24 protein-coding genes and 1 other RNA gene are annotated in these 22,548 nt (G+C 56.1%); 11 read left to right on the forward strand and 14 right to left on the reverse strand.

Annotation, left to right across the window (positions count from 1 at the left end):
- Positions 1-143: 143 nt before the first annotated feature.
- Entirely contained in the window at positions 144-1,550 is a 1,407-nt protein-coding gene (locus AC6I6N_RS18115; protein WP_108728646.1) for an MATE family efflux transporter, read from the reverse strand.
- 3 nt (positions 1,551-1,553) lie between these two features.
- Positions 1,554-1,991: a PaaI family thioesterase gene (locus AC6I6N_RS18120; RefSeq protein ID WP_094197559.1), complete on the reverse strand. Its 438-nt coding sequence runs from the start codon at positions 1,989-1,991 to the stop codon at positions 1,554-1,556.
- 145 nt (positions 1,992-2,136) lie between these two features.
- Here AC6I6N_RS18120 and AC6I6N_RS18125 point away from each other — a divergent pair, with 145 nt between their 5' ends.
- Positions 2,137-2,622, forward strand: coding sequence for a copper chaperone PCu(A)C (locus tag AC6I6N_RS18125; protein ID WP_427958027.1), 486 nt, complete (start codon positions 2,137-2,139; stop codon positions 2,620-2,622).
- Between the two features lie 116 nt (positions 2,623-2,738).
- On the opposite strand, the gene AC6I6N_RS18130 is transcribed toward AC6I6N_RS18125, so the two are convergent.
- The 9 genes from AC6I6N_RS18130 to AC6I6N_RS18170 form a co-directional block, all read right to left on the reverse strand.
- Entirely contained in the window at positions 2,739-3,545 is an 807-nt protein-coding gene (locus AC6I6N_RS18130; protein ID WP_427958029.1) for an alpha/beta fold hydrolase, read from the reverse strand.
- An 89-nt stretch (positions 3,546-3,634) separates the two neighbouring features.
- Entirely contained in the window at positions 3,635-4,321 is a 687-nt protein-coding gene (ybgF, locus tag AC6I6N_RS18135; protein WP_094197556.1) for a tol-pal system protein YbgF, read from the reverse strand.
- Positions 4,322-4,537: 216 nt separating this feature from the next.
- Positions 4,538-5,041 carry a peptidoglycan-associated lipoprotein Pal gene (gene pal, locus AC6I6N_RS18140; protein WP_121739477.1) on the reverse strand — a complete coding sequence of 168 codons (504 nt, stop codon included), beginning with the start codon at positions 5,039-5,041 and terminating at the stop codon, positions 4,538-4,540.
- A 34-nt stretch (positions 5,042-5,075) separates the two neighbouring features.
- The gene (tolB, locus tag AC6I6N_RS18145; RefSeq protein ID WP_094197554.1) at positions 5,076-6,386 is read right to left on the reverse strand and encodes a Tol-Pal system beta propeller repeat protein TolB; all 1,311 of its coding nucleotides are present in this window, start codon (positions 6,384-6,386) and stop codon (positions 5,076-5,078) included.
- Between the two features lie 15 nt (positions 6,387-6,401).
- A complete protein-coding gene (gene tolA, locus AC6I6N_RS18150; protein ID WP_497943708.1) occupies positions 6,402-7,523 on the reverse strand; it encodes a cell envelope integrity protein TolA in 1,122 nt (373 codons plus the stop codon).
- Positions 7,524-7,573: 50 nt separating this feature from the next.
- A complete protein-coding gene (tolR, locus tag AC6I6N_RS18155) occupies positions 7,574-8,020 on the reverse strand; it encodes a protein TolR (RefSeq protein WP_108728650.1) in 447 nt (148 codons plus the stop codon).
- The gene (tolQ, locus tag AC6I6N_RS18160; RefSeq protein WP_009454887.1) at positions 8,020-8,694 is read right to left on the reverse strand and encodes a protein TolQ; all 675 of its coding nucleotides are present in this window, start codon (positions 8,692-8,694) and stop codon (positions 8,020-8,022) included. The genes tolR and tolQ overlap by 1 nt, the downstream gene beginning before the upstream one ends.
- A gap of 2 nt (positions 8,695-8,696) precedes the next feature.
- Positions 8,697-9,122 carry a tol-pal system-associated acyl-CoA thioesterase gene (gene ybgC / locus AC6I6N_RS18165; RefSeq protein WP_094197551.1) on the reverse strand — a complete coding sequence of 142 codons (426 nt, stop codon included), beginning with the start codon at positions 9,120-9,122 and terminating at the stop codon, positions 8,697-8,699.
- 66 nt (positions 9,123-9,188) lie between these two features.
- Positions 9,189-10,925: a proline--tRNA ligase gene (locus AC6I6N_RS18170; RefSeq protein ID WP_108728651.1), complete on the reverse strand. Its 1,737-nt coding sequence runs from the start codon at positions 10,923-10,925 to the stop codon at positions 9,189-9,191.
- 64 nt (positions 10,926-10,989) lie between these two features.
- Between AC6I6N_RS18170 and AC6I6N_RS18175 the strand changes: the two genes are divergently transcribed.
- From AC6I6N_RS18175 to AC6I6N_RS18185, 3 genes are read left to right on the forward strand one after another with little or no spacing between them, the layout of a single operon-like run.
- Positions 10,990-11,556, forward strand: a complete 567-nt coding sequence (locus AC6I6N_RS18175) for an RNA pyrophosphohydrolase (protein ID WP_094197549.1) — start codon at positions 10,990-10,992, stop codon at positions 11,554-11,556.
- Positions 11,537-12,223: a response regulator gene (locus AC6I6N_RS18180; protein WP_230019198.1), complete on the forward strand. Its 687-nt coding sequence runs from the start codon at positions 11,537-11,539 to the stop codon at positions 12,221-12,223. The genes AC6I6N_RS18175 and AC6I6N_RS18180 overlap by 20 nt, the downstream gene beginning before the upstream one ends.
- Positions 12,220-13,743, forward strand: coding sequence for a sensor histidine kinase (locus AC6I6N_RS18185; RefSeq protein ID WP_094197547.1), 1,524 nt, complete (start codon positions 12,220-12,222; stop codon positions 13,741-13,743). Before AC6I6N_RS18180 ends, AC6I6N_RS18185 begins: the two co-directional genes overlap by 4 nt.
- Before the next feature lies 1 nt (position 13,744).
- Here the strand turns inward: AC6I6N_RS18185 and AC6I6N_RS18190 are convergent, their stop codons facing one another.
- Complete coding sequence (locus tag AC6I6N_RS18190) at positions 13,745-14,668, reverse strand: NAD(P)-dependent oxidoreductase (RefSeq protein ID WP_230019197.1); 924 nt, start codon at positions 14,666-14,668, stop codon at positions 13,745-13,747.
- Positions 14,669-14,893: 225 nt separating this feature from the next.
- Between AC6I6N_RS18190 and AC6I6N_RS18195 the strand changes: the two genes are divergently transcribed.
- From AC6I6N_RS18195 to AC6I6N_RS18210, 4 genes are all read left to right on the forward strand, one after another.
- Positions 14,894-15,931, forward strand: a complete 1,038-nt coding sequence (locus tag AC6I6N_RS18195; protein ID WP_108728807.1) for an ABC transporter substrate-binding protein — start codon at positions 14,894-14,896, stop codon at positions 15,929-15,931.
- A gap of 82 nt (positions 15,932-16,013) precedes the next feature.
- Positions 16,014-17,099: an ABC transporter ATP-binding protein gene (locus AC6I6N_RS18200; RefSeq protein WP_094197546.1), complete on the forward strand. Its 1,086-nt coding sequence runs from the start codon at positions 16,014-16,016 to the stop codon at positions 17,097-17,099.
- A 12-nt stretch (positions 17,100-17,111) separates the two neighbouring features.
- Entirely contained in the window at positions 17,112-18,797 is a 1,686-nt protein-coding gene (locus AC6I6N_RS18205; protein WP_108728653.1) for an ABC transporter permease, read from the forward strand.
- Positions 18,798-18,908: 111 nt separating this feature from the next.
- Positions 18,909-19,058 (forward strand): hypothetical protein, encoded by a 150-nt coding sequence (locus AC6I6N_RS18210; protein WP_249460048.1) that lies wholly within the window; start codon positions 18,909-18,911, stop codon positions 19,056-19,058.
- 188 nt (positions 19,059-19,246) lie between these two features.
- Here AC6I6N_RS18210 and AC6I6N_RS18215 read toward each other — a convergent pair whose 3' ends face one another.
- Together AC6I6N_RS18215 and AC6I6N_RS18220 are read right to left on the reverse strand one after the other, a co-directional pair.
- A complete protein-coding gene (locus AC6I6N_RS18215) occupies positions 19,247-20,752 on the reverse strand; it encodes a tripartite tricarboxylate transporter permease (protein WP_094197544.1) in 1,506 nt (501 codons plus the stop codon).
- Between the two features lie 16 nt (positions 20,753-20,768).
- Positions 20,769-21,227, reverse strand: coding sequence for a tripartite tricarboxylate transporter TctB family protein (locus AC6I6N_RS18220; protein WP_094197543.1), 459 nt, complete (start codon positions 21,225-21,227; stop codon positions 20,769-20,771).
- Positions 21,228-21,567: 340 nt separating this feature from the next.
- Between AC6I6N_RS18220 and AC6I6N_RS18225 the strand changes: the two genes are divergently transcribed.
- The 3 genes from AC6I6N_RS18225 to ssrS all read left to right on the forward strand — a co-directional run bounded on the left by AC6I6N_RS18225 (position 21,568) and on the right by ssrS (position 22,524).
- The gene (locus AC6I6N_RS18225) at positions 21,568-21,972 is read left to right on the forward strand and encodes a hypothetical protein (RefSeq protein ID WP_035273300.1); all 405 of its coding nucleotides are present in this window, start codon (positions 21,568-21,570) and stop codon (positions 21,970-21,972) included.
- Positions 21,973-21,975: 3 nt separating this feature from the next.
- Positions 21,976-22,287: a cell division protein ZapA gene (locus AC6I6N_RS18230; protein ID WP_094197542.1), complete on the forward strand. Its 312-nt coding sequence runs from the start codon at positions 21,976-21,978 to the stop codon at positions 22,285-22,287.
- A gap of 53 nt (positions 22,288-22,340) precedes the next feature.
- Positions 22,341-22,524, forward strand: a non-coding RNA gene (gene ssrS, locus AC6I6N_RS18235) — 6S RNA.
- The last annotated feature ends 24 nt before the right edge of the window (positions 22,525-22,548 follow it).

Raw genomic sequence — 22,548 nt, forward strand, 5'->3', positions numbered from 1 at the left:
CAGCAAGGGGCTTTGCAATGTGTGGCTGCTGCGGCTTTTCTGGCTGTTGCTCAGGCTCAGCCCAAGTGCGTTCGGTATTGCCTCTGGGGCGGGTTTGTAGTCAGCCTATGACGACAGAGTCGATACACCGAGCAGACCCCAGACTATGCCGTTCGTGCAGGCCGCTTGCGTCCCAAGCGCGCCGAGGCCCGCATCCAGCGTAGCGTCATCAGCACGGCAACCACAGACAAACCTGTTACCAGTCCGATCCAGATTCCCATCCCTCCCATATTGAACTGGAAGGCCAGTAAAGAACCCGTAGGAACACCCAGCACCCAATACCCTAGCAAGGCCAGCAGCATGGGTATGCGCGTGTCATGCAGGCCACGTAGCATCCCTGCAGCTACAGCCTGGGCACCATCACTGATCTGGAACAAAGCGGCCAGCGCCAGGAAGGTAATGGCAAGTTCAATAACGTCCTGGTTTTCGGCGACATCCAGGTCCAGGAACAGGCTGATCAACGTCAAGGGGGCGAACCAGAATACCAAGGCAGCCAAGCCCATAAAGCCTACGCCCAGGATGTAGGAAATCCAGCCGGCACGACGTGCGCCTAAAGGATCGACCCGGCCTGCCGCCAGTCCCACACGGATGGTGGCGACCTGGCTGAAACCTAAAGGAATCATGTAGGACACCGCGCAAATCTGCATGGCAATCGCGTGCGCAGCCAGATCAGATTGTCCCAGCACGCCCATCATCATGACGGCGGCGTAAAAGACCAACGTTTCCAGGGTGAAGGTAATCGCAATGGGAATACCCAGTGCCCACATTTTCCACAGACGCTTAAAACTCCACTGCCAGGCTTCGTTGAACAGGTAGTAGCGTCTAAAACGCGGGTCGCTCAGCACGATCCAGCTTAACGCTGCAAACATGAATACGCTGGATACGGTCGTGGCCAGTCCCGCGCCCGCCAATCCCATGGCAGGCAAGCCCAGCTTACCGAAGACCAGGAGCCAGCCCAGTATGGCATTGATACCAATGGCCGTAATCGCCACCGCCAAGGTCCATCCAGGTTTTTCCATGGCCGCCAGAAATGAGCGCAGCACGATGTAACCCAAGTAGGGCAGCAGGGCCCATTGCAGGGTATGCATATAGGTCACGGACCGCGCCGCGACGACAGGGTCTTGGCCCATCATGAGCAAGATGTGCTCGGCATTCCACAGCACAATCCAGGCCGGCAGGGTAATGAGCAAAGCGGTCAGAAATCCGTGGCGAATGATCTGCTGGGATTCGCGTACATTGCGCAGTCGTCGTCCCAGTGTCGTGGCCAGCATGGGAACGACAGCCGATACCAGCCCCATGCTGAAAATCATGAAGGCTTGGTATAGGCTTGCGGACAGAGAGCCGGCAGCCAGCTCATCAGGGCCCAGTCGGCCCATGTAAATCATATTCGTTGCCAACAGACTGACTTGCGCCAGATTTGTCAGAATCAGGGGGCCGCCCAAGCGCATGGACGATTGCAGCTCCGCCAGCCAGAGCTGGGTCGGGCCGGGAGTGTGAGACTTTGCAAACATGGTTTATTGGGGGCGAGGCAAAGACCAGGTGCTGATCACTTGTGCAACAGCCGGGCCGCCGTTGGCCGGTTCCAGCAGAACATCACCCGCACAGGTACGGCCTGTCTTGTGAATCCGGGCGTGCGCCAGAATATCGCCGGGAGGGGCTTTGCGCAGAAAGTTGATGGTCAGGCTGGAGGTGACGGCATCGGGGTTGCCGGTGGCACCGACCACAGCGGCATAGAGAGCCAGGTCCGCCAGCCCCATCAACATGGGGCCTGCCACCATGCCACCCATACGTTGGTGCGCATTGCGTTCGGGCAGGCGTAAACAGGCGTTGTCGTGGCCAATGTGCACGACATCAATACCCAGAACGGCGGCAAAGGGATGCAGGCGTTCTAAAAGATCACGAAATTGAACAATATCGATTTTGGGTTCGGGTGCAGTGTGTGTGCTGGTCATGACATCGTTACTGAAAAGAAGGCCGTTGTAAGAGAGGCAGACTGGCTGGTACTGTATCAGATCGCCTCGCGTATCGGGGGAGCTCGGCGGCAGGCTGCTCAAAGTGGGGCCAATTCCAATCGACCAGAAAGAAGTGAGGAGCATCATGAAACGCAGCGCAGTTGTTCTAGGCTTAAGTGTGCTGGCTTTGACCAGCACCGTGATGGCACAGGGGCATGCAGGCCATGGTAAGCCCCAAGCGGTACGTGCCTTGAGCACACAGGTCCATGCCAGTCAATGCTGGGTGCGTATGCTGCCGGAACCTGCGCCTTTGGCCGCGTATCTGGAGCTGGAAAACAAGGGTGAGCAGAGTGTGGCTTTGGTAGGGGCCAGCACCTTGTCGTTCGGGCATGTGATGCTGCATCAGACGACCGAACACGATGGCATGTCACGCATGTCGCATACGTCCGAGGTGGAGATTCCAGCAGGTGGCACATTACGTCTGAAGCCCGGCGCTTTTCATGTGATGCTGGGGCAGGCGAAAGAGGATCTGGCGCTGGGCGAACGCATTATCCTGAGTCTGCATCTGTCTGACGATACCCAGGTCCAGGCCGAGTGCGAGTTACGGCCCGCCAAGACACAGGCTTACTGATTCAGGCTGGCACTTCCATAGAAAAAGGAGCGTCTCTGAATTGCCCCCAAAAGCTTGGACGGCTGTCTAACTTTTTTGGGGGCAGTTCAATCAAGCGTGCAGTTTTGCTTTCGTGCTCAGGCTTGTAGTGCTGTCAGTACAGCCTGGTTGAATGCTTTTGGATTGGCCAGATTCATGCCATGGGCCGCCAAAGGGATGCGGTGCAACTGGTCCTCGCGCCGGTGCTGACGAATGATGTCCATGCAATGGTGGTAGCGCGTGGGACTGTTCTCGCCCGTGATGAAGCTCAAGGGCGCATCCAGCTGTTTGAGCCATTCCAGACTCGGCCCCAGGTTGGGCTCCTGCTGCTGATCCAGCATGGTATGGGCGTTGTCCTGAATCATCTCGCGGAACCAGCGCGTCATTTGCTTCCAGGTTCCCGAGCCATTGACCGTATCCACAAACAGAGCCATGGCACCATCACGATCGCCCTGTTCCAGGCGTTCGGCCACTTGCTGGAACAAAGGGGCATAGGAATAGGCGCCAGGAGTCGGGAAACCGGGGTCTGCCAAGGTCAGGCTGGCCACTTGCTCGGGCATTCGTTGAGCCAGCAGCAGGGCAACATGACCGCCGCGAGAATGCCCTACGATATGCACATTCTCGCCAGGAATATGCTGGTCCAGCAAGGCCTGCAAGTCCTGGGCGTGTTGCGCTGTGCTGAAGTGACCGGGGCTGGGTGCGCCGGGCCAGTAGGAGCGCAGGCTGGGAGCCAAAACCCGATACTGGGTGGCAAAGGCGGGGATCTGCCAACGCCAGTATCGCCAGTCGCACAGAGAACCATGAACCAGCAACACGGCTGCGCCTTGCCCTTGGTCTACAAATGTGTGGCGATAGCCTTGTGCGGTCAGTTCAAGGGTGGAGAAGTCGGCAAAGGGGGGTGTCATGGCAAGCAGTACAAGTCAGGCAAGAATCAGTCGCCTAAAAAAACAGACCGGGTTTGAACCCGGTCCGTATGGCGTTACACGCGGGGTAATTATTCCAGCAGCTTCAGGCGGCTGCGCGCGGTCTCGGCCGCTTCAGATTGTGGGTAGTCTTTGACGATACGCTGCAAGGTGGTTTTGGCACCGCTCAGATCGTTCAGTTCGATCTGGCTGGATGCCGTCACCATCAAAGCATCAGCAGCGCGAGGGCTTTGTGGGGACGCTTTCACAAAAGCCTGCAGCTTTTGGATGGATGTCTTGAAGCTTTTGATGGCATATAGGCTGCTGCCTTCGTAAAAGCGCACTTCATCGGCCAGAACGCTGGAGGGGTAGGCGGCCAGAAAACCGGCAAAAGCATCGGCTGCGGGTTTGTATTGGCCAGCGCGATAGGCGTCCATGGCGCTGTCAAAGACAGCTTGTTCTTGTGGGTCTGCGGCATGAGGGCTTTGCTGTCCGGCAGGCGCATTGTTCTGGCCCTGACCGCTGGCTTGCCAGCTCAGTTTTTCGACTTGGCCGCGCAGTGAGACAACTTCAGAGCGCAGGGTGTCAATTTGATCTGCCAGTTGCAGGCGAGCTTGGGTATTTTGCTCGTGCATCTGACGAATTTGCTGACGCAGCTCCAAAATGGCGCGTCGGGCCTCGTCATCGGCAAAGGCCTTGGCCGGCAGGCTGGCAAATAGGGCGGCCGTCGCGAACAGGGCAACGGTCGCAAGACGAAAAGGCTTTTTATAAGCGTGCATAGTGAAGTCCGTTAAAAAATGTGCATCCGCAATGCGCAGGCTCCTCACCTGCCGGTTTCCCCTCTGTCGGGGGCTGTGATCTGGGGGGCTTTGGCCGGCCTGGCGAGCCCGTTGTCCAGCATAACGAATTTTCAGTGGATCGGGCACAGCGCCGATAAAAAACGCCGCGGCGTTAACAACCGCCACGGCGTCGGAACCACTTGGTCGATGCAGAAATTATCGTTGGTAAACGATGTCTGCGCGACGGTTTTCGGCGTAATCAGCTTCGGTGTTACCCAAGGCTTTTGGACGCTCTTTACCAAAGCTCACAGCTTCGATCTGGCTGTTGCTCACGCCCAGCAGACCCAGCATACGTGCCACGGCATCGGAACGACGCTGACCCAGAGCCAGGTTGTACTCAGCACCACCACGCTCGTCGGTATTACCTTCGATGCGCACGGTTTGCTGAGGATGGCCGCTCAGGTACGAGGCGTGCATTTCTACCAGGCCACGGTACTGTTCGTTCACAACGTAGCTGTCGTAGTCAAAATATACCGAGCGTTGTTGTGCCAGTGGGCTTTGAGGATTGAAAGGGTCCATGATCTGGCCTGCGCTAGCAGAGTCTGATCCAGTACCGCCGGTTGAGCCGGAGCCTGATTGATCCAAAGGCACCGAGCTGCAAGCAGCAAGGGTTACAGCCATGGCGGCGAGGGTAAGACTTTTAAGAATGCGCGAGCTCATTTGAATTCCTTTTGAAAAAGAGTCACACAGGATGTCAGTTGGTAAATGGTCCCCAGGTGGGTTCGCGTACTTTGCCATTCAATGACGAGAGGGTCTGACGAACGCGACCGTCCACGGATGTTACAGCTAGGACACTGCGCCCCCCCTGAACAGAACTATATAAGATCTGCATCCCATTAGGGGCGAAACTCGGAGACTGATCGTCGGGACCTGTCGTCAGCAGTTGCTCAGACCCTGATGCCATATCTTGAGTGGCAATTCGGAAAGCACCGTTTCTGCGTGTGACGTATACAAGCCTAGTACCGTCCGCAGAGACCTCCGGTGAAATATTGTAACTCCCGTTGAAGGTAATGCGTTGTGCGTCGTTTCCTCCCAGGCTTACTTTGTAAATATTGGGAGCGCCACCACGATCACTGACAAATACAAGGGAGTTGCCATCAGGCATAAAACTCGGTTCAGTATCGATCAGGGGTGAACGCATCACACGACGCAAGCCCGAACCGTCTGCATTTAGCGTGTAAATCTGCGAAATACCGTCTCTGGAGAGCACAACAGCTAGCTGATTGCCGTTGGGAGCCCATGCTGGACTACTGTTGTTGCCTTTGAAATTGGCCAGTGGCTCACGATGGCCAGTGGCCAAAGTTTGCACATATACAACAGGTTTATCGTTCTCAAAGCTCACATAAGCCAGCTTTTTACCGTCAGGGGACCAGGCTGGCGAGATGATTGAGTGTCGAGAACGCAACATTACCTGTGGATTTTGTCCGTCGGCGTCAGCAATTTGTAACTCGTAGTTGTTGCCCGTTTGCAACACATAGGCCAGGCGTGTCGAAAAAACGCCCCGTACACCGGTGATTTTTTCGTAGATACGGTCGGCAATCTGGTGGGATATGCGACGTAACTCTTTCTCGCTGCCCGCAAAAGCCACCCCATCCAGCTGTGTTTGACGAACGGAATCCACCAGGCGATAGCTGATGGAGTATTGCCCGCCGGTCTGGGCGACCGAGCCGTAGGCCAGGTAATCAGCCCCCCGGTTGCGCCATTCGTCGTAGGCGATGGTGCTTTCTGCATTCAGACCAGCACCGGTGGCATTGATCAATTGAAATTGACCCGAACGAGTCAAGTCGGCGCGAATCACTTCGGCCAGGGACTGGCTGGCCGGGTTATCAGCAAAATCGGCGATCGCGATGGGGTACTGGGTAGCACCCACACCCGATATATCGACCCGCAGTTGGGCCTGAGCCGGTTGGCTGGCGAACATGCCAGCGGCCAGGGCAAACGCTCCAGTGGCCGTGGCGCGCCAATGACGACCTAAGGTCGCCAGGGCAGGGGTAGCGGCGGTCATTATGCAATCTCCTGATTAATCGAACATGCGGTATTCGCCATCAATATACGATGGATACTGCCCGCTAGGCGGTTTGGGGAAAGGGCTGCAACGGGCAAGTCCCTTGGATACGGCATCATCGAATAGAGCGATGCCGGACGATCGTTTGATTTGAACGCGGTTAGGGGTGCCATCGGCATTCAGGTCCACGCGGTACTGCAAAGTAGGGTTGCCGCGTACTTCGGAGCGCGCAGGGGTGCTGTAGACCACGCCAGGCTGCACGCAAGCGCGCACTTTGGCGGCATAGCCACCGTCACCACCGCCGCCGCCAGCCTGGTTGCGGTCTGCGGTACCACCGGGGCGGCCAGGAGCACCTTCGCGCATGGCGCGACGGAACGCTTCTTCCTTGGCCTTGCGCTCGGCGTCCGCCTTGGCTTTGGCGGCAGCAGCAGCGCGAGCCTTACGTTCAGCATCCGCTTTGGCTTTGGCCTCGGCGTCTGCCTTGGCCTTGGCTTCTGCCTCGGCTTTGGCTTTGCGTTCGGCATCAGCACGGGCTTTGGCGTCGGCCTCTGCTTTGGCCTTGCGTTCGGCTTCCGCCTTGGCTTTAGCTTCTGCTTCGGCCTTGTCCTTGCGTTCCTGTTCCTGCTTTTCCTTCTGTTCACGTTCACGTCGTTCAGCGGCTAGCTTGTCCTGACGCTGTTTTTCCTGACGCTCTTGTTCCAGCTTTTCTTCACGTTCTTTTTGCTCGCGTTCTTTGCGAGCTTGCTCCAAAGCGATCTCGGGATCGACTTCGGGTTCAGCAGGAGGTGTGACCTTTTCAGGTTCAGGAGGTGGTTTGGGTGCCGGAGGCGGTTCTGGTTCCGGTTCAGGCTTGGGTTCTGGCTCTGTAACTGGTTCAGGCTCAGGTTGTGGCTCTGGCTCGGCCTCGGGGGCTTCGGGATCCGCATTGACGGCCGCGTCGGGCGCGACACCGTCCATCCACAATTCGACCTGCACCGCATTGGGTGTTTTGGGCGCAGTAGAAAAAAGGGCTCCCGCCAAAATGGCGAGCAGCAACAGCCCGTGCAGACCCAGGGCGATGAGCAAGCCGCGCCGATCTTCCTTTTGCTCAGGCGAGCGCAGCGCCTGATTGCGGGTATTGCGTGTTCTGTGCTTCATTCAGTTCAGGTTTTTCGCGCCGGATGGCGAGCACGCTATCCGGCCAGAGGTTATTTGCCAGCGTCAGGGTCGCTATTGCGATCGACGATCAGACCCAGGCGGTTGATGCCATTGGAGCGCAGCTCATCCATCAAGCCCATGACGGTCTCGTAGGGAACCTTGCCGTCGGCGGCGATGACAACCGGACTGTCGGCCTGCATACGCGAGCGTACTTCATTGAGCAGTGTGGACTTCTCGATGTTCATGAACTCGGAGCCCGCATCGCGCAAGCGTATGGCCAGTTTGCCGTCCTTATCAACCTGGATTTCCACCGGCTTGGCAGGTACTTCGGAGGCTTGGCCTACCGAAGGCAGCTCCACCAAACCAGGGGTAATCATGGGAGCGGTGACCATGAAGATCACCAGCAGCACCAGCATCACGTCGATATACGGTACGACGTTGATTTCATTTTTCATGCGCCGGCCATGACGGCCGGTGCTTCCACGCATCGATGGCATCAGTTCACCTGCCGCTGCAAGATGTTCAGGAATTCGTCGATAAAGCTGTCAAAGCGGATCGAGATACGATCGAGCTCGTTGGTAAAGCGGTTGTAGGCCACCACCGCAGGGATGGCGGCAAACAGACCAATAGCCGTGGCAATCAGGGCTTCGGCAATACCGGGAGCCACCGAGGCCAGGGTTGCCTGCTGCATGCCCGACAAACCGATAAAGGCGTGCATGATCCCCCAGACGGTACCCAGCAGCCCGATGTAGGGGCTGACCGAACCGGCAGAGGCCAGGAAGTTCAGATGTGTTTCCAGCGTATCCATTTCGCGTTGATAGCTGGCACGCATGGCACGACGTGGGCCGTCCAGCAGGGCAGGCCCCGAGCTTTGACTGCGACGGGCCTTGATGAATTCAGTCATGCCGGCTTCAAAAATACGGGCCAAGGCCCCGTGTTCAGCACGACGCGAGGAGATGGATTGCTGAAGCACGGCCAGATCGCCACCCGCCCAGAAGTCGTCCTCAAAACGGCGAGTCTGCTCCAGCGTGCGTTTAAGTGCAGCCCGTTTACTGAAGATATAGGCCCACGAGAGAATCGAGATTCCCAGCAGGATCAGCATGACAAGCTGAACGGGAATACTGGCATCGAGAAGTAGCGAAATCAGCGACAGGTCGCTAGTAGCTTGCATGGTCAGTCCTGAACCTTTTCCAAGAGGGTACGTAAATCAGAGTCCAGCTTGCTTGGACGAAGCGTGTTGGCGTCAACGCAAACAATTTGGATGGTGCTTTGGCATAACAGTTCCCCACCTCGCAGGGCACCTTGTTCAAAATGGATGGTAGCCGACCCCAGTTGGGTAATCCGGCTGCGTACCGAGATCAAATCATCGAGCCGGGCAGGTTTGAGATATTGTATTTCAACCTTCTTGACTACGAACAGGCGTTGATTCTGCTCGGCTACATCGGATTGGTTTACGCCCAGGTTCCTGAGCCATTCTGTGCGCGCACGCTCAAAGAATTTCAGGTAGTTGGCGTAATATACGATCCCCCCAGCGTCGGTGTCCTCGTAATATACGCGAATATCAAGCCGAGCCTGGGTGTCCCACTTGTCAGTAAGCATGTCGTTCGTAAAAGAGTTTATGTTGACGGGCAGGGCATGGCCTACGGCCAGCCCTGCTTGGAGTCTTTACAGCGAGGCCAGACGCTCCACGCTGACCTGAGCAATCTGCTCGACCGGGACGTTGGTGCTGCTGGCATCACGGCGTGCCTGCATTTCAACGACGCCCTCTTTCAAGCCGCGCTCACCGATCGTAATGCGTAGCGGCACGCCAATCAGTTCCCAGTCGGCAAACATGATGCCGGGGCGGGCGTCGCGGTCGTCCAAAATGACATCCACGCCTTGTTCTTTGAGCTGCGTGTACAGATCCGTCGCAGTCTGACGTACCGCATCGCTCTTGGTAAAGCCGATCGGGCAGATTACCACTTCAAACGGGGCCAGGGCGCGAGGCCAGATCATGCCACGCTCGTCGTGGTTTTGTTCGATGGCTGCGGCCGCAATACGGCTGACGCCAATGCCATAACAACCCATTTGCATGACAGCCGGTTTACCATCAGTTTCCAAAAAGGTGGCGTTCAGCTTCTTGGAGTAGACATCGCCCAGGAAGAACACGTGGCCCACTTCAATGCCGCGCTGGATGGCCAGCTTGCCGCCCTCAGGAGCGGGGTCGCCGTGAACCACGTTGCGCAGGTCTGCCTTGATGGGTTCGGGCAGGTCGCGACCCCAGTTCACGCCGGTGTAGTGAAAGCCCTCTTCGTTGGCGCCACAGACAAAGTCGCTCATGTTGGCAACGGTCAGGTCGGCAATGACTTGCACTGCTTGACGTGTGCCGATCGGGCCCAGATAGCCGGGCTTGCAGCCAAAGACGGCCACAATTTCTTCTTCGGTTGCCAGACGGTGACCTTTTTCAAAGCCGGCCAGTTTGGAAACCTTGATGTCGTTGACTTCATGGTCGCCGCGAATCAGCAGCAGGTACACAGTCGTCTTGGTTTGCCCATCTTCTTCAACATCGGTAGCCACCACCACGGATTTGACCGTGGCAGTCAGGTCCAGTCCTAGTTGTTGAGCGACCAGTTCGCATTTTGGGGCCTCTGGTGTGGCGGTCTTGACCAGCGCTTGGCCAGGAGCGGCGCGCTCAGCCAGAAGGCAAGGGGCGGGAGCCAGTTCGATATTGGCAGCGTAGTCGGTGTCAGGGTTGTAGACCAGCAAGTCTTCGCCGGTATCGGCAATAACCTGAAACTCATGGCTGCGCGAACCGCCAATGGAGCCGGTATCAGCCGCCACGGCACGGAAGTCCAGACCTAGACGAGCAAAGATACGCATATACGCGTCGTACATATTGTCGTAACTGGCCTGGGCGTCTTCGGCGTTGCGGTCAAAGGAGTAGGCGTCCTTCATGGTGAATTCGCGGCCGCGCATCAAGCCAAAACGGGGACGACGCTCGTCACGGAACTTGGTTTGAATATGGTAGAAGTTAATCGGCAATTGGCGCCAGCTGTGGATTTCGTTGCGGGCGATGTCCGTGATGACCTCCTCAGAGGTGGGCTGCAGCACGAAGTCGCGTTGGTGGCGGTCCTTGATTCGTAGCAGCTCGTCGCCATATTTTTCCCAACGGCCAGACTCTACCCAGAGTTCGGCGGGCTGGACTACTGGCATCAGCAACTCAATGGCGCCGGAGCGGTCCATTTCCTGACGAATGATGTTTTCAATCTTGCGCAGCACGCGCAGGCCCATAGGCATATAAGTGTAGATACCGCCGGCGGCTTTGCGTATCATGCCGGCGCGCGTCATGAGCTGGTGGCTGGCAACTTCGGCCTCGGTAGGCGCTTCTTTCAGGGTATTAATGTGATACTGGCTAGCATGCATGGTAGGGAACTCGTCAGGTACGTATAATCAGATTTAATTGTATTGAATTCGTTAGAGGTGGCCTATGTTAGATCGTGAAGGCTACCGTCCTAATGTCGGAATTATTCTCGTTAATCGCAAAAACGAGGTTTTTTGGGGCAAGCGTATTCGGGAACATGCCTGGCAGTTCCCGCAAGGCGGTATCAAATACGGCGAAACACCCGTACAGGCGATGTACCGCGAACTGCACGAAGAAGTGGGCTTGCTGCCAGAGCATATCCGTATATTAGGCCGGACGCGAGATTGGCTTCGCTACAACGTGCCCAATCATTTTGTACGTCGGGAGGCGCGTGGCCATTACAAGGGCCAGAAACAAATCTGGTTCCTGTTGCGACTGGTAGGGCGAGACAGCGATGTCTGCCTGCGCTCTTCCTCGACGCCGGAGTTTGATGCATGGCGTTGGAGTCAATATTGGGTGCCACTTGATTCAGTGATTGAGTTCAAGCGGGAAGTCTATCAGCAAGCGCTAAACGAGCTGTCGGATATTTTATTCCGGCGGCGCCAGGAAAATCGTTATTTACGTCAGCGCCCCCCAAGCGCAATTGATGCCGATACCGTAGACAGCAGGGATCATGCGCATATTATTGGTTGAAGACGAGTTGGAAATGGCCGCGTGGCTGGAGCGGGCTTTGGCGCAAAGTGGTTTTTTGCCCGATCCCGCTCATGATGCCCGAACGGCAGAAGTGTTGTTGACGGCCCATGAATATGATGCGGTTGTGATGGATTTGCGCCTGCCCGATAAACACGGGCTGGTGCTTTTGCGCGAGATGCGCGAACGCGGTGATCACACTCCCGTGCTGATCCTGACCGCTCAAGGCGCCTTGCAAGACCGTGTTCGTGGTCTGAATCTGGGCGCCGACGATTTCCTGACCAAGCCCTTTGCCCTGGAGGAACTGGAGGCTCGTCTGGCTGCTTTGGTGCGGCGCAGCCGTGGCCGTGTGGCGCCTGTAGTCAGCTGCGGCTCGCTGGAATACAACCCCGAAAGCCGGGCTTTCATGCTGGACAGTGCCATTGTGCATTTGACTCCGCGTGAACATGCGGCTTTGTTGGTGCTGATCAGTCGTTCTGGTATGCCGGTTGAAAAGTCCCAGCTTTTTGCCCGCGTGTTCGAGCACGATAGCGATGCCAGCCCTGATGCCATCGAGGTTGTCTTACACCGCTTGCGCAAGAAACTTGCCAATAGCGATGTGCATATCGTGACGGTACGAGGTTTAGGCTACATGCTGGAAGTGCTTGAGGCGGAATCCGGCGTTTCATGACAGCACCTTCTCCACCCCCCGCCAATGCCTGGCAAGGCAGTTTGCGCTTTTGGCTGCTGGTCCTGCTGATCCCGGGGGTGGTCGCCTTGCTGTTGTATGACAGTTGGGAAGATTACCGGGCCATGAACTCCGTCACGGAAAATGTGTACGACAGCGCTTTGCTGGAACCGGCCAAAGTGCTTGAGACCAGTGTGGAGTTCAATACCGATGGCAGTTTACGCATCGATCCGCCCTTTTATGCCCAGGTCATGCTGGAGTCCAGACCAGGCAATCGCAAGTATTTTCGGGTCGAAGAAGTCACCCCTTTGGTCCGTAACCTGGGTGGTGCCGATGCCAATCAATTAAAAGGGCGCACCTTACTTGGGATGGAAGGGCTACCGCGTCCCGCCAATCTGGCTGACCATGAAGGCGTGCCGGTTTTCTACGATTCCTATTTCCGTAATGACACCGTGCGTATGGTGGCTTTGTGGCGCGACCTGCATTACAAAGGCCAGCACAGACAGGTTTTGGTGATGGTGGGCGAAAGCCTGGATTTGCGTTTACGCACTCAACAGGAAGCTTGGCGCGAAGGCATTTTCCGCAATTTGCGTATGTTGTTGCTGGCTGTGCTGCTGGTGTGGTTCGCCGTGGCCTGGGCCTTGCGTCCTTTGCAGGCTTTGCGTCAGGAAGTGCGCAACCGAAGCGTGGATGACTTGCAGCCCCTGGACGAGCGCGATGTGCCGCGTGAAGTGGTCCCCTTGGTTCGTTCGGTCAATCATCACATAGAGCTATACCGTTCCGTGCTGGATAGGCAGGCACAGTTTTTGGCCGACGCCTCGCATCAATTACGTACCCCCTTGGCGATTATTCATACTCAGGCTCAGTACGCTCGCCGCGAGCCGGATATTGAACGTGTCCGGGAGTCCTTGGGGGCGATTATCAAGCAGTTGGGACAGGCGACCCGCCTGACCGAGCAGTTATTGGCTTTGGCCCATGCCAGCCATAGCACCACCATGAGCCAGGGCCAGGTCGATCTGGCCAGTTTGGGGCGCGAGGTAGTGCTGCAATATCTGCCCTTGGCGCGCGAACATCGCCAGGATCTGGGCTGGATCGGGCCGGGCGAAGAAGGGGAGCAAGCGCCCCTGTGGGTCTACGCCAGCGATGCCGAGATCCATGAGTCGGTCTCCAACCTGATTCACAACGCCATCAATCATGCCGGTAGCGGCAGTGCAATAACGGTTTCTGCCGGACACGACGACAAGCAGGCCTGGATCAGTGTGACGGACAATGGCATGGGCTTGGCGGCCAGTTTGCGTGAAAGCGTATTTGTGCGCTTTGACCGGGGCGGCCCGGCACGCAAGGGCGGACGTGGTTCGGGTTCTGGCTTGGGTCTGGCCATTGCGCTGGCTTACGCCGAGCGCAATGGCGGCACGATTGTGCTCACTGATGGCGAGCCTAACGATATGGGCGGCTACGGCTTGAAGGCGACGCTACGCTTGCCCTTGTTGCAGCCCGAAGCGCCTCAATCAGATAATTCCTGAATCAAGCTTTGTCGTTTGGGCGGGCCAACAGATTGAACAGGGTAGAGACATCCCAATCCGAGTGGCCCTGTTCGGCAATTTTCGCAAACTGTGCCTGAATCAAGCGGGTTGCCGGCAACTGAGCCCCAGTGCGCTGGGCCTCTTGCTGCACCAGATCCAGGTCTTTCAGCATCCAGTTCACGGTGAAACCGGGTTGAAAGTCTCTAGCCAGCATCGTGGGGCCTTTGGTTTCCATTTGCCAGCTGCGGGCTGCGCCCTTGGTCAGGACAGACAGAGCTTGTTCCATATCCAGTCCGGCTCGCTCACCAAAAGCCATGGCTTCGGCCAGACCTTGCAAAAGACCGACGACGGCAATCTGGTTCACCATCTTGCATAGCTGCCCAGATCCCAGTGGCCCCATCAAGGTGCAAGCCTGGGCGTAGCTCATCATCAGGGGGCGGGCGCGTTCCATATCCTGCGCATGCCCACCACACATAATGCTGAGCATGCCTTTCTGGGCTCCGGCTTGCCCGCCGGAAATCGGGGCATCGACAAAGGCGACCTGCTTGCTGGCGGCCAGTGCCCCCAGTTCCCGGGCAACGTTGGCGGAGGCGGTGGTATGGTCGATAAACAGGCTGCCGGCCTTCATACCTGCCAGCGCACCGTCTGGCCCCTGAAAAATGGCGCGCAAATCATCATCATTTCCCACACAGGCCATCACAATGTCGGCTTGTGCCGCTGCCTGGGCCGGGGTGGCCGCCCAGGCCTGTTTGAATTGTGCGCTCCATTGCTCCGCTTTGGCCTGATTGCGGTTGTACACCGTCACCTGATGGCCGGCCTGAGCCAGATGACCCGCCATCGGATATCCCATCACTCCCAGACCAATGAACGCCACTTTTTGCGGGCGGCCGGATTCATACTGTTTGGGCTGAATGGATGGGTTCATGGCACGGGGCTCCTTAAGAATAATCATGTTCAGACGTAGAGCTTAGCGCAGCTTTTCCAACTTGATCGCCGCCTGAGGGAATAAGCGGCAAGGTGTTTGAAGCTTGACGGCATCAGGCCCCTCATGTTCTAAACCAAACATAGATCTGTAATAAATGGAATTTTCCTGTCCGGATCATGATGGGCACACATGATTTCCTGGCTAATTAACTGGAACTTGAATCCTATGAACTCTTTCGATCGTCGTCGTTTCTTGAAGCTGGCAGGTGCCACTGGATTGGCGTCTATGGGGACCTCTTTGCCGTGGGCGGCGTGGGCGGCAGATGCCGCGGTACTGGAAAAAGCGAAGGCCCAAGGCCAGGCTGTGTTTTACGCCAACATCACGGCTGTAGAGCCCATCATGAAGGCCTTGCAGCAAGCGCAAGGCATTGAAGGTAAATACACTCGTATTTCCAGCTCCAAGTTCATCCCCACCATCCTGACCGAGTTCAACGCTGGCAAGTTGATGGCGGATGTGGTCCAGGCTCCCCTGCCGATGTTGCAAATGCTTAAAGAGCAGGGCGTGTTGGTTCCTCATCAGTCTGAAGCCGTACAGGGCTACCCGCAGTGGGCTATTCAAGACGATTCGATTATTCAGTTTGGCATCGAATATGTGTCTTATATCTATAATACGGACCACCTCAAAGCCGAGGACGCGCCGCAACGTTACGAAGATCTGGCCGATCCCAAGTGGAAAGACAAGATCGTGATGGCTAACCCGGCTAATCACCCGTCCACCATTGGTTGGCTGATTGGCTTGAAGGAAAAAGTCTTTAGCAGCGAAGAGCAGTGGCTGGACTTCCTGAAAGGGCTGGCTGCCAACAAACCCATGTTTGTAGCGTCGTTTGGCCCAACCCCCGCTCCTATTGAAAGTGGCGAGAAGCTGATTGCCATTTCCATGCCCAAGTACATCGTGACCAAGTCGCCTGCGCCATTGGCCTGGGGCCCCATGTCGGGTCAGCCTTTGCTGGGCTCGCCGCGTGCTATTGCTCTGACTAAGAATGCGCCGCATCCGGATGCGGCCCGCGTTTTTCTGGATTATTGGCTGGGCAATGAAGCCATGGGTATTTTGGCCAATAAGGTGGGCGAATATGTTCTGGCCCCCGGGATTCATCCTCCGGTCGCTGGCATTGATAAAGCCAAGGTCGAGCCTATCCGGGACCTGAGCGATGCAGAACTGATTCGTTGGAGTCGTGAATTCAGCCGTATCTTTGCTGTGCGTTAATCACGCGACGGCAAGAGCTGGTTCAACAAGAACGGGGCGCCTTGGCGCCTCGCCTTATTTTTATTGAAAACATTAACTCATTATGCAAATTGAAATTACCGGCCTGAGCAAGACCTATGTCTCAGAGGACAAAACCTTCAAGGCCTTGGACAATATCAACCTGACGATTCCCGCGAATGAGTTTTTCACCCTGTTAGGGCCCAGTGGCTGCGGCAAAACCACACTGCTGCGGTGCATTGTTGGTCTGGAAACCCCAGACGAGGGTGAAATCCGCATTGGGGACGAGATCGTCTGGTCCAGCGCCAAGAATATTGCTGTTCCGGTAGAAAAGCGCGGTCTGGGTATGGTGTTTCAGACCTACGCCATCTGGCCGCACATGACGGTGTTCGACAATATCGCTTACCCGCTGCAAGTACGTGGCGAGCGCAAAGAGGTGATTCGTGAAAAAGTCGCGAACATTTTGAAGTTTGTGCAACTGGAAGGGGTGGATCAGCGTTCCGCAACGCGTCTGTCCGGTGGCCAGCAACAGCGAGTGGCGCTGGCACGAGCTCTGGTGGCCGAGCCCAAGGTCATCCTGTTTGACGAGCCGCTCAGCAACCTGGATGCCAAGCTGCGTGAAGAAACGCGTAAAGAACTGCGCGAGTTCTTGAGCCGTCTGGACATTACCGCAGTGTACGTGACGCATGATCGTGTCGAGGCGCTGGCCTTGTCCAACTCCATCGCTGTTATGCGTGGCGGCAAAATTCTGGAAATTGGCTCACCAGAAAAAATTTACTTTGATGCCGACCACCGCTTTGTGGCGGACTTTATTGGTCGTGCCAACCAGATCAGCGCCAAGGTGCTGGAGCAGCGTGTGGATTCCACCCTTGTGGAATGCGAACTGGGTCAGTTGCACTGCAAGAAGCGAGATCTGCCCGTGGGCACGGAGGTCACGTTGTGCATTCGTCCCGAGTTTATTCGCGTCAGTAGTCAGTCCAGTGAAGTGGGCCAGAATCTGTTCCATGGGCAGGTTCAGGCCTTGGAATTCGTGGGCGAGTCCTACGAGGCCGAGGTCACAGTGGGTAAAGAGCAGCTCCTGGTGTGTATCGATCCTGATGTGAAGGTAAAGCAGGGCGATACCGTGCGCTTTAACCTGCATCCTGCGCATTGCATGCTCTTGTCGGCATAAGGGCGGAACATCATGAATCAAACACGCAGACCACTTAGCTGGTCGCTTATTCTGATTGTTGGCTTTCTGACGCTATGCCCGGTCCTGATGTTGCTGCTGGGCAGTTTTTCGCAGGGCCTGACGGCTTTTGGTTCTTTCACCACGGCCAAGTATGTAGCCGCCTACACCGATCCCTTTTTGCTGGAAGTCACCTTCAATACGGTGGTTTTCGTGCTGGGCTCGTCCCTGTTCTCTACCGCGCTGGCCGTTTTCCTGGCTTACCTGAATACGCGTACCAACATGCCCATGAAGGGTGTGTTTACGGTGCTGTCCATCGTCCCCATGATGATTCCGCACTTGTTGTTCTCGGTTAGCTGGGCACTGCTGTTGAATCCGTCCAATGGCCTGATCAATATGTTCTTGCAGGACACCTTGGGTCTGCAGGACGCACCGCTGAATATTTATTCGCTCTGGGGCATGATTCTGGTCGAGGGCTTGTTGAACATGCCTGTGGCCTATCTGATCATCGCGCCTGCCATGGCCTCGTTTGACGTGTCCATGGAAGAGTCCTCGCGTGTATTCGGGGGCGGTCTGTGGCGCACCTTGACGCGGGTCACCTTGCCGATTCTGCGTCCAGCCATCATGGCGGCTTTCATTTTGGCGATTGTGCGGGCGCTGGCCTCTTATGCGGTGCCACGTGTTCTGGGTACGCCGGGTCGTGTGGATGTGCTGGCCACGTATCTGTTCGAGATGATCTCAACCGGCTTCGCGCCAGACTATGGAAAAGCGGCAGCGCTGGGCATGAGTGTGCTATCGGCCTCCATTGCCCTGATCGTGCTGTATCGCTACATGACGAAAGAAAGCAGCAAGTATGTGACCATCTCCAGCCGTGGTTTCAAACCGACGCAACTGGAACTGCGTCGCGCGAAAATCCCGCTGTTCATCATCGTGGGCATTATCAGCTTGCTGATGGTAGTGTTGCCTGTCGCTGTGCTGCTCTACACCTCCATGATTCCGTACTCCATGGTGCCTAGCGCTCGCGCCTTCTCTTTGATGAGCTGGGCGAACTGGATTGATGTCATTCAAGACCCAATCTCCAAAGTGGCCATGACAAATAGTCTGTTCCTGGCTGTGTTCGGGGCCAGTCTGGGTGTGCTGTTGTCGCTATTTGTGGCCTATGTGGTGGTTAAGTTACGAACGCGAGCGGCGGCGCTGCTCGATACCTTGAGCTTTCTGTCCTTCTCCTTTCCGGGGATTGTGATCGGTATCGGTTTTATGTGGTTCTTTGTGCAAACGCCTTTGTATGCAACCTTGACCGCCTTGCTGCTGGCTTATATCGCAGCCTATCTGCCTTACGGGATCCGACCTTTATCGGCGGCTTTTGTGCAGGTACATGCTCACCTGGAGGAATCCTCGGCCGTTGCCGGGGCCAGCTCCTGGACAACCATGCGCCGCATCATTATTCCTTTGCTGATTCCCGGTGTGGTGTCAGCCTGGATTTTGATGGCCACCATGTTCATTCGTGAGTTGACGGTATCCGTGGTGCTGTCCCGTCCTGGCACAGAAGTGCTGGCGGTACAGGTGTTGAGCTATGCCGAAGATGGTTTGTGGGGCAAGCTCTCGGCCTTGGGGATCATCATGATTCTGATCTCTACTGTGCTGGTGTTGCTGGCCATGTATATCGGTAACTTCTACAAGCGCCGTCAAGGCACGATGTAAGTTGGCTGATCTCAATGGCCTGAATTCCGCAAGGGGTTCAGGCCATTGTTGTTTTTGCTAGGAACAGACCGTATCTTGTCGCCTGGCATTTGACTCAAGCGGGTGCCCGCTGTGACCTTGATCGATCAAGGTCCGCGCAGTACGCCTAGTGCAAGCGCTGCTTCGTTTGTGGATGGTTTGCTTGCCGCCGTAGCCCACTCCGGCGACATTCTGGCTCCCTTGTTAGGAAGGTTGTGTACGCAGGCGGTTCTGGCTGCTTGATGTTTGTTCTTGGAGGTGGCTCCGTTTAGCCCAGCAAGGATTGAGCTGTCTTGAAACCAGGCAGCAAAACCAGTCGATAAAAAAAAGGCCTGATTTCGTGGAGAGATGAAATCAGGCCTTCTTGCTGTTGCGCCAGTTTGAATGCCCCCTTTCAGGGGCAGCTTTCAAACCAGAGGACTGGCTGTGCCTTAGTCCTCTTCCACGAAAGTTTCGTCGCGTTTTTTCTTGACAGAGGGCAGGGCCACAATCACCACCAGGATGGCGGCTAGAACCAGCAATGACAAGGACAGCGGACGAGTGACAAAGGTGGTGTAGTCACCACGGGACAGGAGCAGGGCACGACGGAAATTCTCTTCCATCATGGGACCCAATACCAGACCCAGCAACAAGGGAGCGCCTTCACAACGCAGTTTGGACCATACGTAGCCGACAAAACCAAAAGCGGCGGTGACCAGAATGTCAAACACGTTGTAGTTCAGCGAATACACCCCGACCGTACAAAAGACCAGGATGGCAGGAAATAGCAGGCGGTACGGTACTTTGAGCAGCTTCACCCACAGACCAACCAATGGCAGGTTCAGAATGACCAGCATCAGGTTACCGATCCACATGGAAGCGATCAGGCCCCAGAACAGTTCAGGGTGGCTGGTCATCACTTGTGGGCCGGGCTGAATGTTGTGGATGGTCATGGCACCAATCATCAGAGCCGTCACGGCGTTACCGGGGATACCCAGTGTCAGCAGCGGGATGAAGGAGGTTTGAGCGGCGGCGTTGTTGGCCGACTCGGGACCGGCCAGACCGGCAGGGTGGCCTTTGCCAAAGCGCTCCGGATTTCTGGAGATTTTCTTCTCCAGCGTGTAGGAGGCAAAGGAGGACAGAACCGCGCCACCACCGGGCAGAATGCCCAGGCACGAACCCATTGCAGTCCCACGGATGACGGCCGGCCAGCACTCTTTGAACTCTTGTTTGTTGGGGTACAGGCTGCCAACCTTGCCTGTAATTTCGACACGCTGGTCGCCCAGCTCCAGGTTGTTCATGATTTCCGAGAAACCAAATACACCCATGGCCACCACGGCAAAGTCGATACCATCTTGCAGCTCGGGAATACCAAAGTCGTAACGCGCTACACCGGAGTTCACGTCAGTACCGACCATGCCCAGCAGCAGGCCCAGCAGGATCATGCAGATGGCCTTGGGCAGAGAACCAGAGGCCAGCACCACCGCGCCCACCAGGCCTAACACCATTAATGAGAAATACTCGGCAGGTCCGAACTTGAAAGCCACCTCAGCCAAAGGCGGTGCGAAGGCCGCCAGCAAAATGGTTGCAACACAACCGGCAAAGAACGAACCCAGGGCAGCAATCGCCAAAGCAGCACCGGCCCGGCCATTGCGTGCCATCTGGTGCCCGTCCAGCACGGTCACCACCGCCGAGGTTTCGCCCGGCAGGGCAACCAGAATGGCGGTTGTGGACCCGCCATACTGCGCGCCGTAGTAAATACCGGCCAGCATGATCAGGCCAGCCACAGGGGGCAGTACATAGGTGATGGGCAACAGCATGGCGATAGTTGGCACAGGGCCAATGCCAGGTAACACGCCAATCAAGGTGCCCAGTATGCAACCGAGCAGAGCGTAGGCCAGGTTCTCCGGTGTGACTGCGACCGAAAAACCCAGCATCAGGTTGTCAAATAATTCCATATCCGTTCACCCCCAATCAGGCCAGAAAACTTGGCCACAAGGGAAATACCAACCCTAGGCCTTTGATGAATGCCAGCCAGACAAACAGCACCAGAAATACAGCTGCGCCCAGCGCGATCGGCCAGCTAAACTCATGGCTGGCAAAGCTGCTGATCACAACAAGCAGGAAGATAGAGGCATATACCCCTAATGAGTTAAGCGTCAGCCCGCACAAGACAACCGCGCCGATGATAACGAAGACGACTTTCCAGTTAAACTTCTCTATCTCAGTGCTTTCTGCTTTGGCAGACAATGAGTTCAAGGTGACAACCGCCCCTAGCAAGCTCAGGCATACACCAAGCCAGAAGGGGAAGTAGCCGGGTCCCATACGGGCGGCTGTTCCCATCGAGTAGCTGGTAGCCCCGAGCGAGAAAGCGGCGCCCACGACCACGAACATGATCCCGGACCAGAAGTCCTGTTTATTTTTAATTTGCATAAGGTGGATTCTCCTTGTCTGCCTTGCGCATTGGTTTTCCTTTTTCCTGTGTCAGCTTGTTTATGGTGGAGCGGGTTCCACACTCTGCATGTGCCGACTGCTTTAAACAGAGGTGACGCATGGTAATGGAGCGTTTGAAGACTGAAAACCCTGACTTGACCCTAGTTTTTAAGGGTTTTCCCGGTAAATCCGGAAAATTAGGGTTTTTTGGGAGCGTGTTCGCAGGTGGATGACATGCTTTGAAAGAAGTTTGAAAGGTAATGGAAAGATGGGTGAAAGGTTATCATTAGTATGAAATTCCTCTACCCAGTAACGCTAGCAATGGTTTACGATAAGGCCCATGTTGCAAGATCTCGACTTTCTCGCTGACCGTATCGGTCAACTGGTAGAGCAATCTCGTCAGCTCAACGCTGAACGCGCTCAATTATTAGCTCGTCTGAAAACTCAAGATGCCGAGCTGGACGCCTTGCGCCAGCAAAATCGGCGTCAACAGGACGAGTTTGAGTCCCTGTCCACCGGTGTTGCTTCGCATCAGCGTCAGTTGGATGTGGTGCAGCAACAAGCACAAGCGGATCAGGCTGAACTGAAAAAACTGCTTGAGCAGGAACAGGCCCAGGTGGTCGCCTTGCGTCGTGAGCTAGACAGTGCTCGTGCAGGAATGGGCGTATTGCGTGATGTGGCAGGGCAGGCTCGTGACCAGATCGGTTCGATCCTCATGCGTTTACCCGGTGCCGTACAGGAGTAAGTCATGGAACGAGTTGATATTTCCCTACTGGGCCGCGATTATTCCCTGGCATGTCCTCCATCTGAAAAAGCCCGCTTGTTGGAAGCGGTCAAACTGGTAGACCAGCGTATGCAGGCTATCAAGGGTTCGGGGCGCGTTTCTGGCAACGAACGTATCGCTGTTATGGCTGCTATTCAGATCGCCAGCGAGTTTTTATCGGCTAAAGCACCTGATGGTCCACTGGCTAATGTTGCTTTTGGCGATTTCAAGCGTAAAATTGAAGACATGCACGCGATGATGGATGATGTTATTGAGCCTTCGGGCACATCGCGCTAAACCAAATTTGAAAGCAGCTCCTTGTTGTCCCTTGCGGGCTGCTTCATCCCAGTAAGTCCCTGCCGTGTTCGTGACACGACCATACATTCCTTGAACCAATGCTTTTGGCATACAGGTTGTTGGATTAGCCAGTAGGAGCGATCGTCCTCGTCGACGAACCCGAAGCTGGCTTGATGACAGCCGATCTTGGACCTTCGGTTCCAGGATGCCGGTCTTGACGGCAATGGTGGGGCACCTACAAAAAAGCCCGTCCAGTTCTGG

Source organism: Alcaligenes sp. LTN-3 (genome assembly GCF_059735605.1).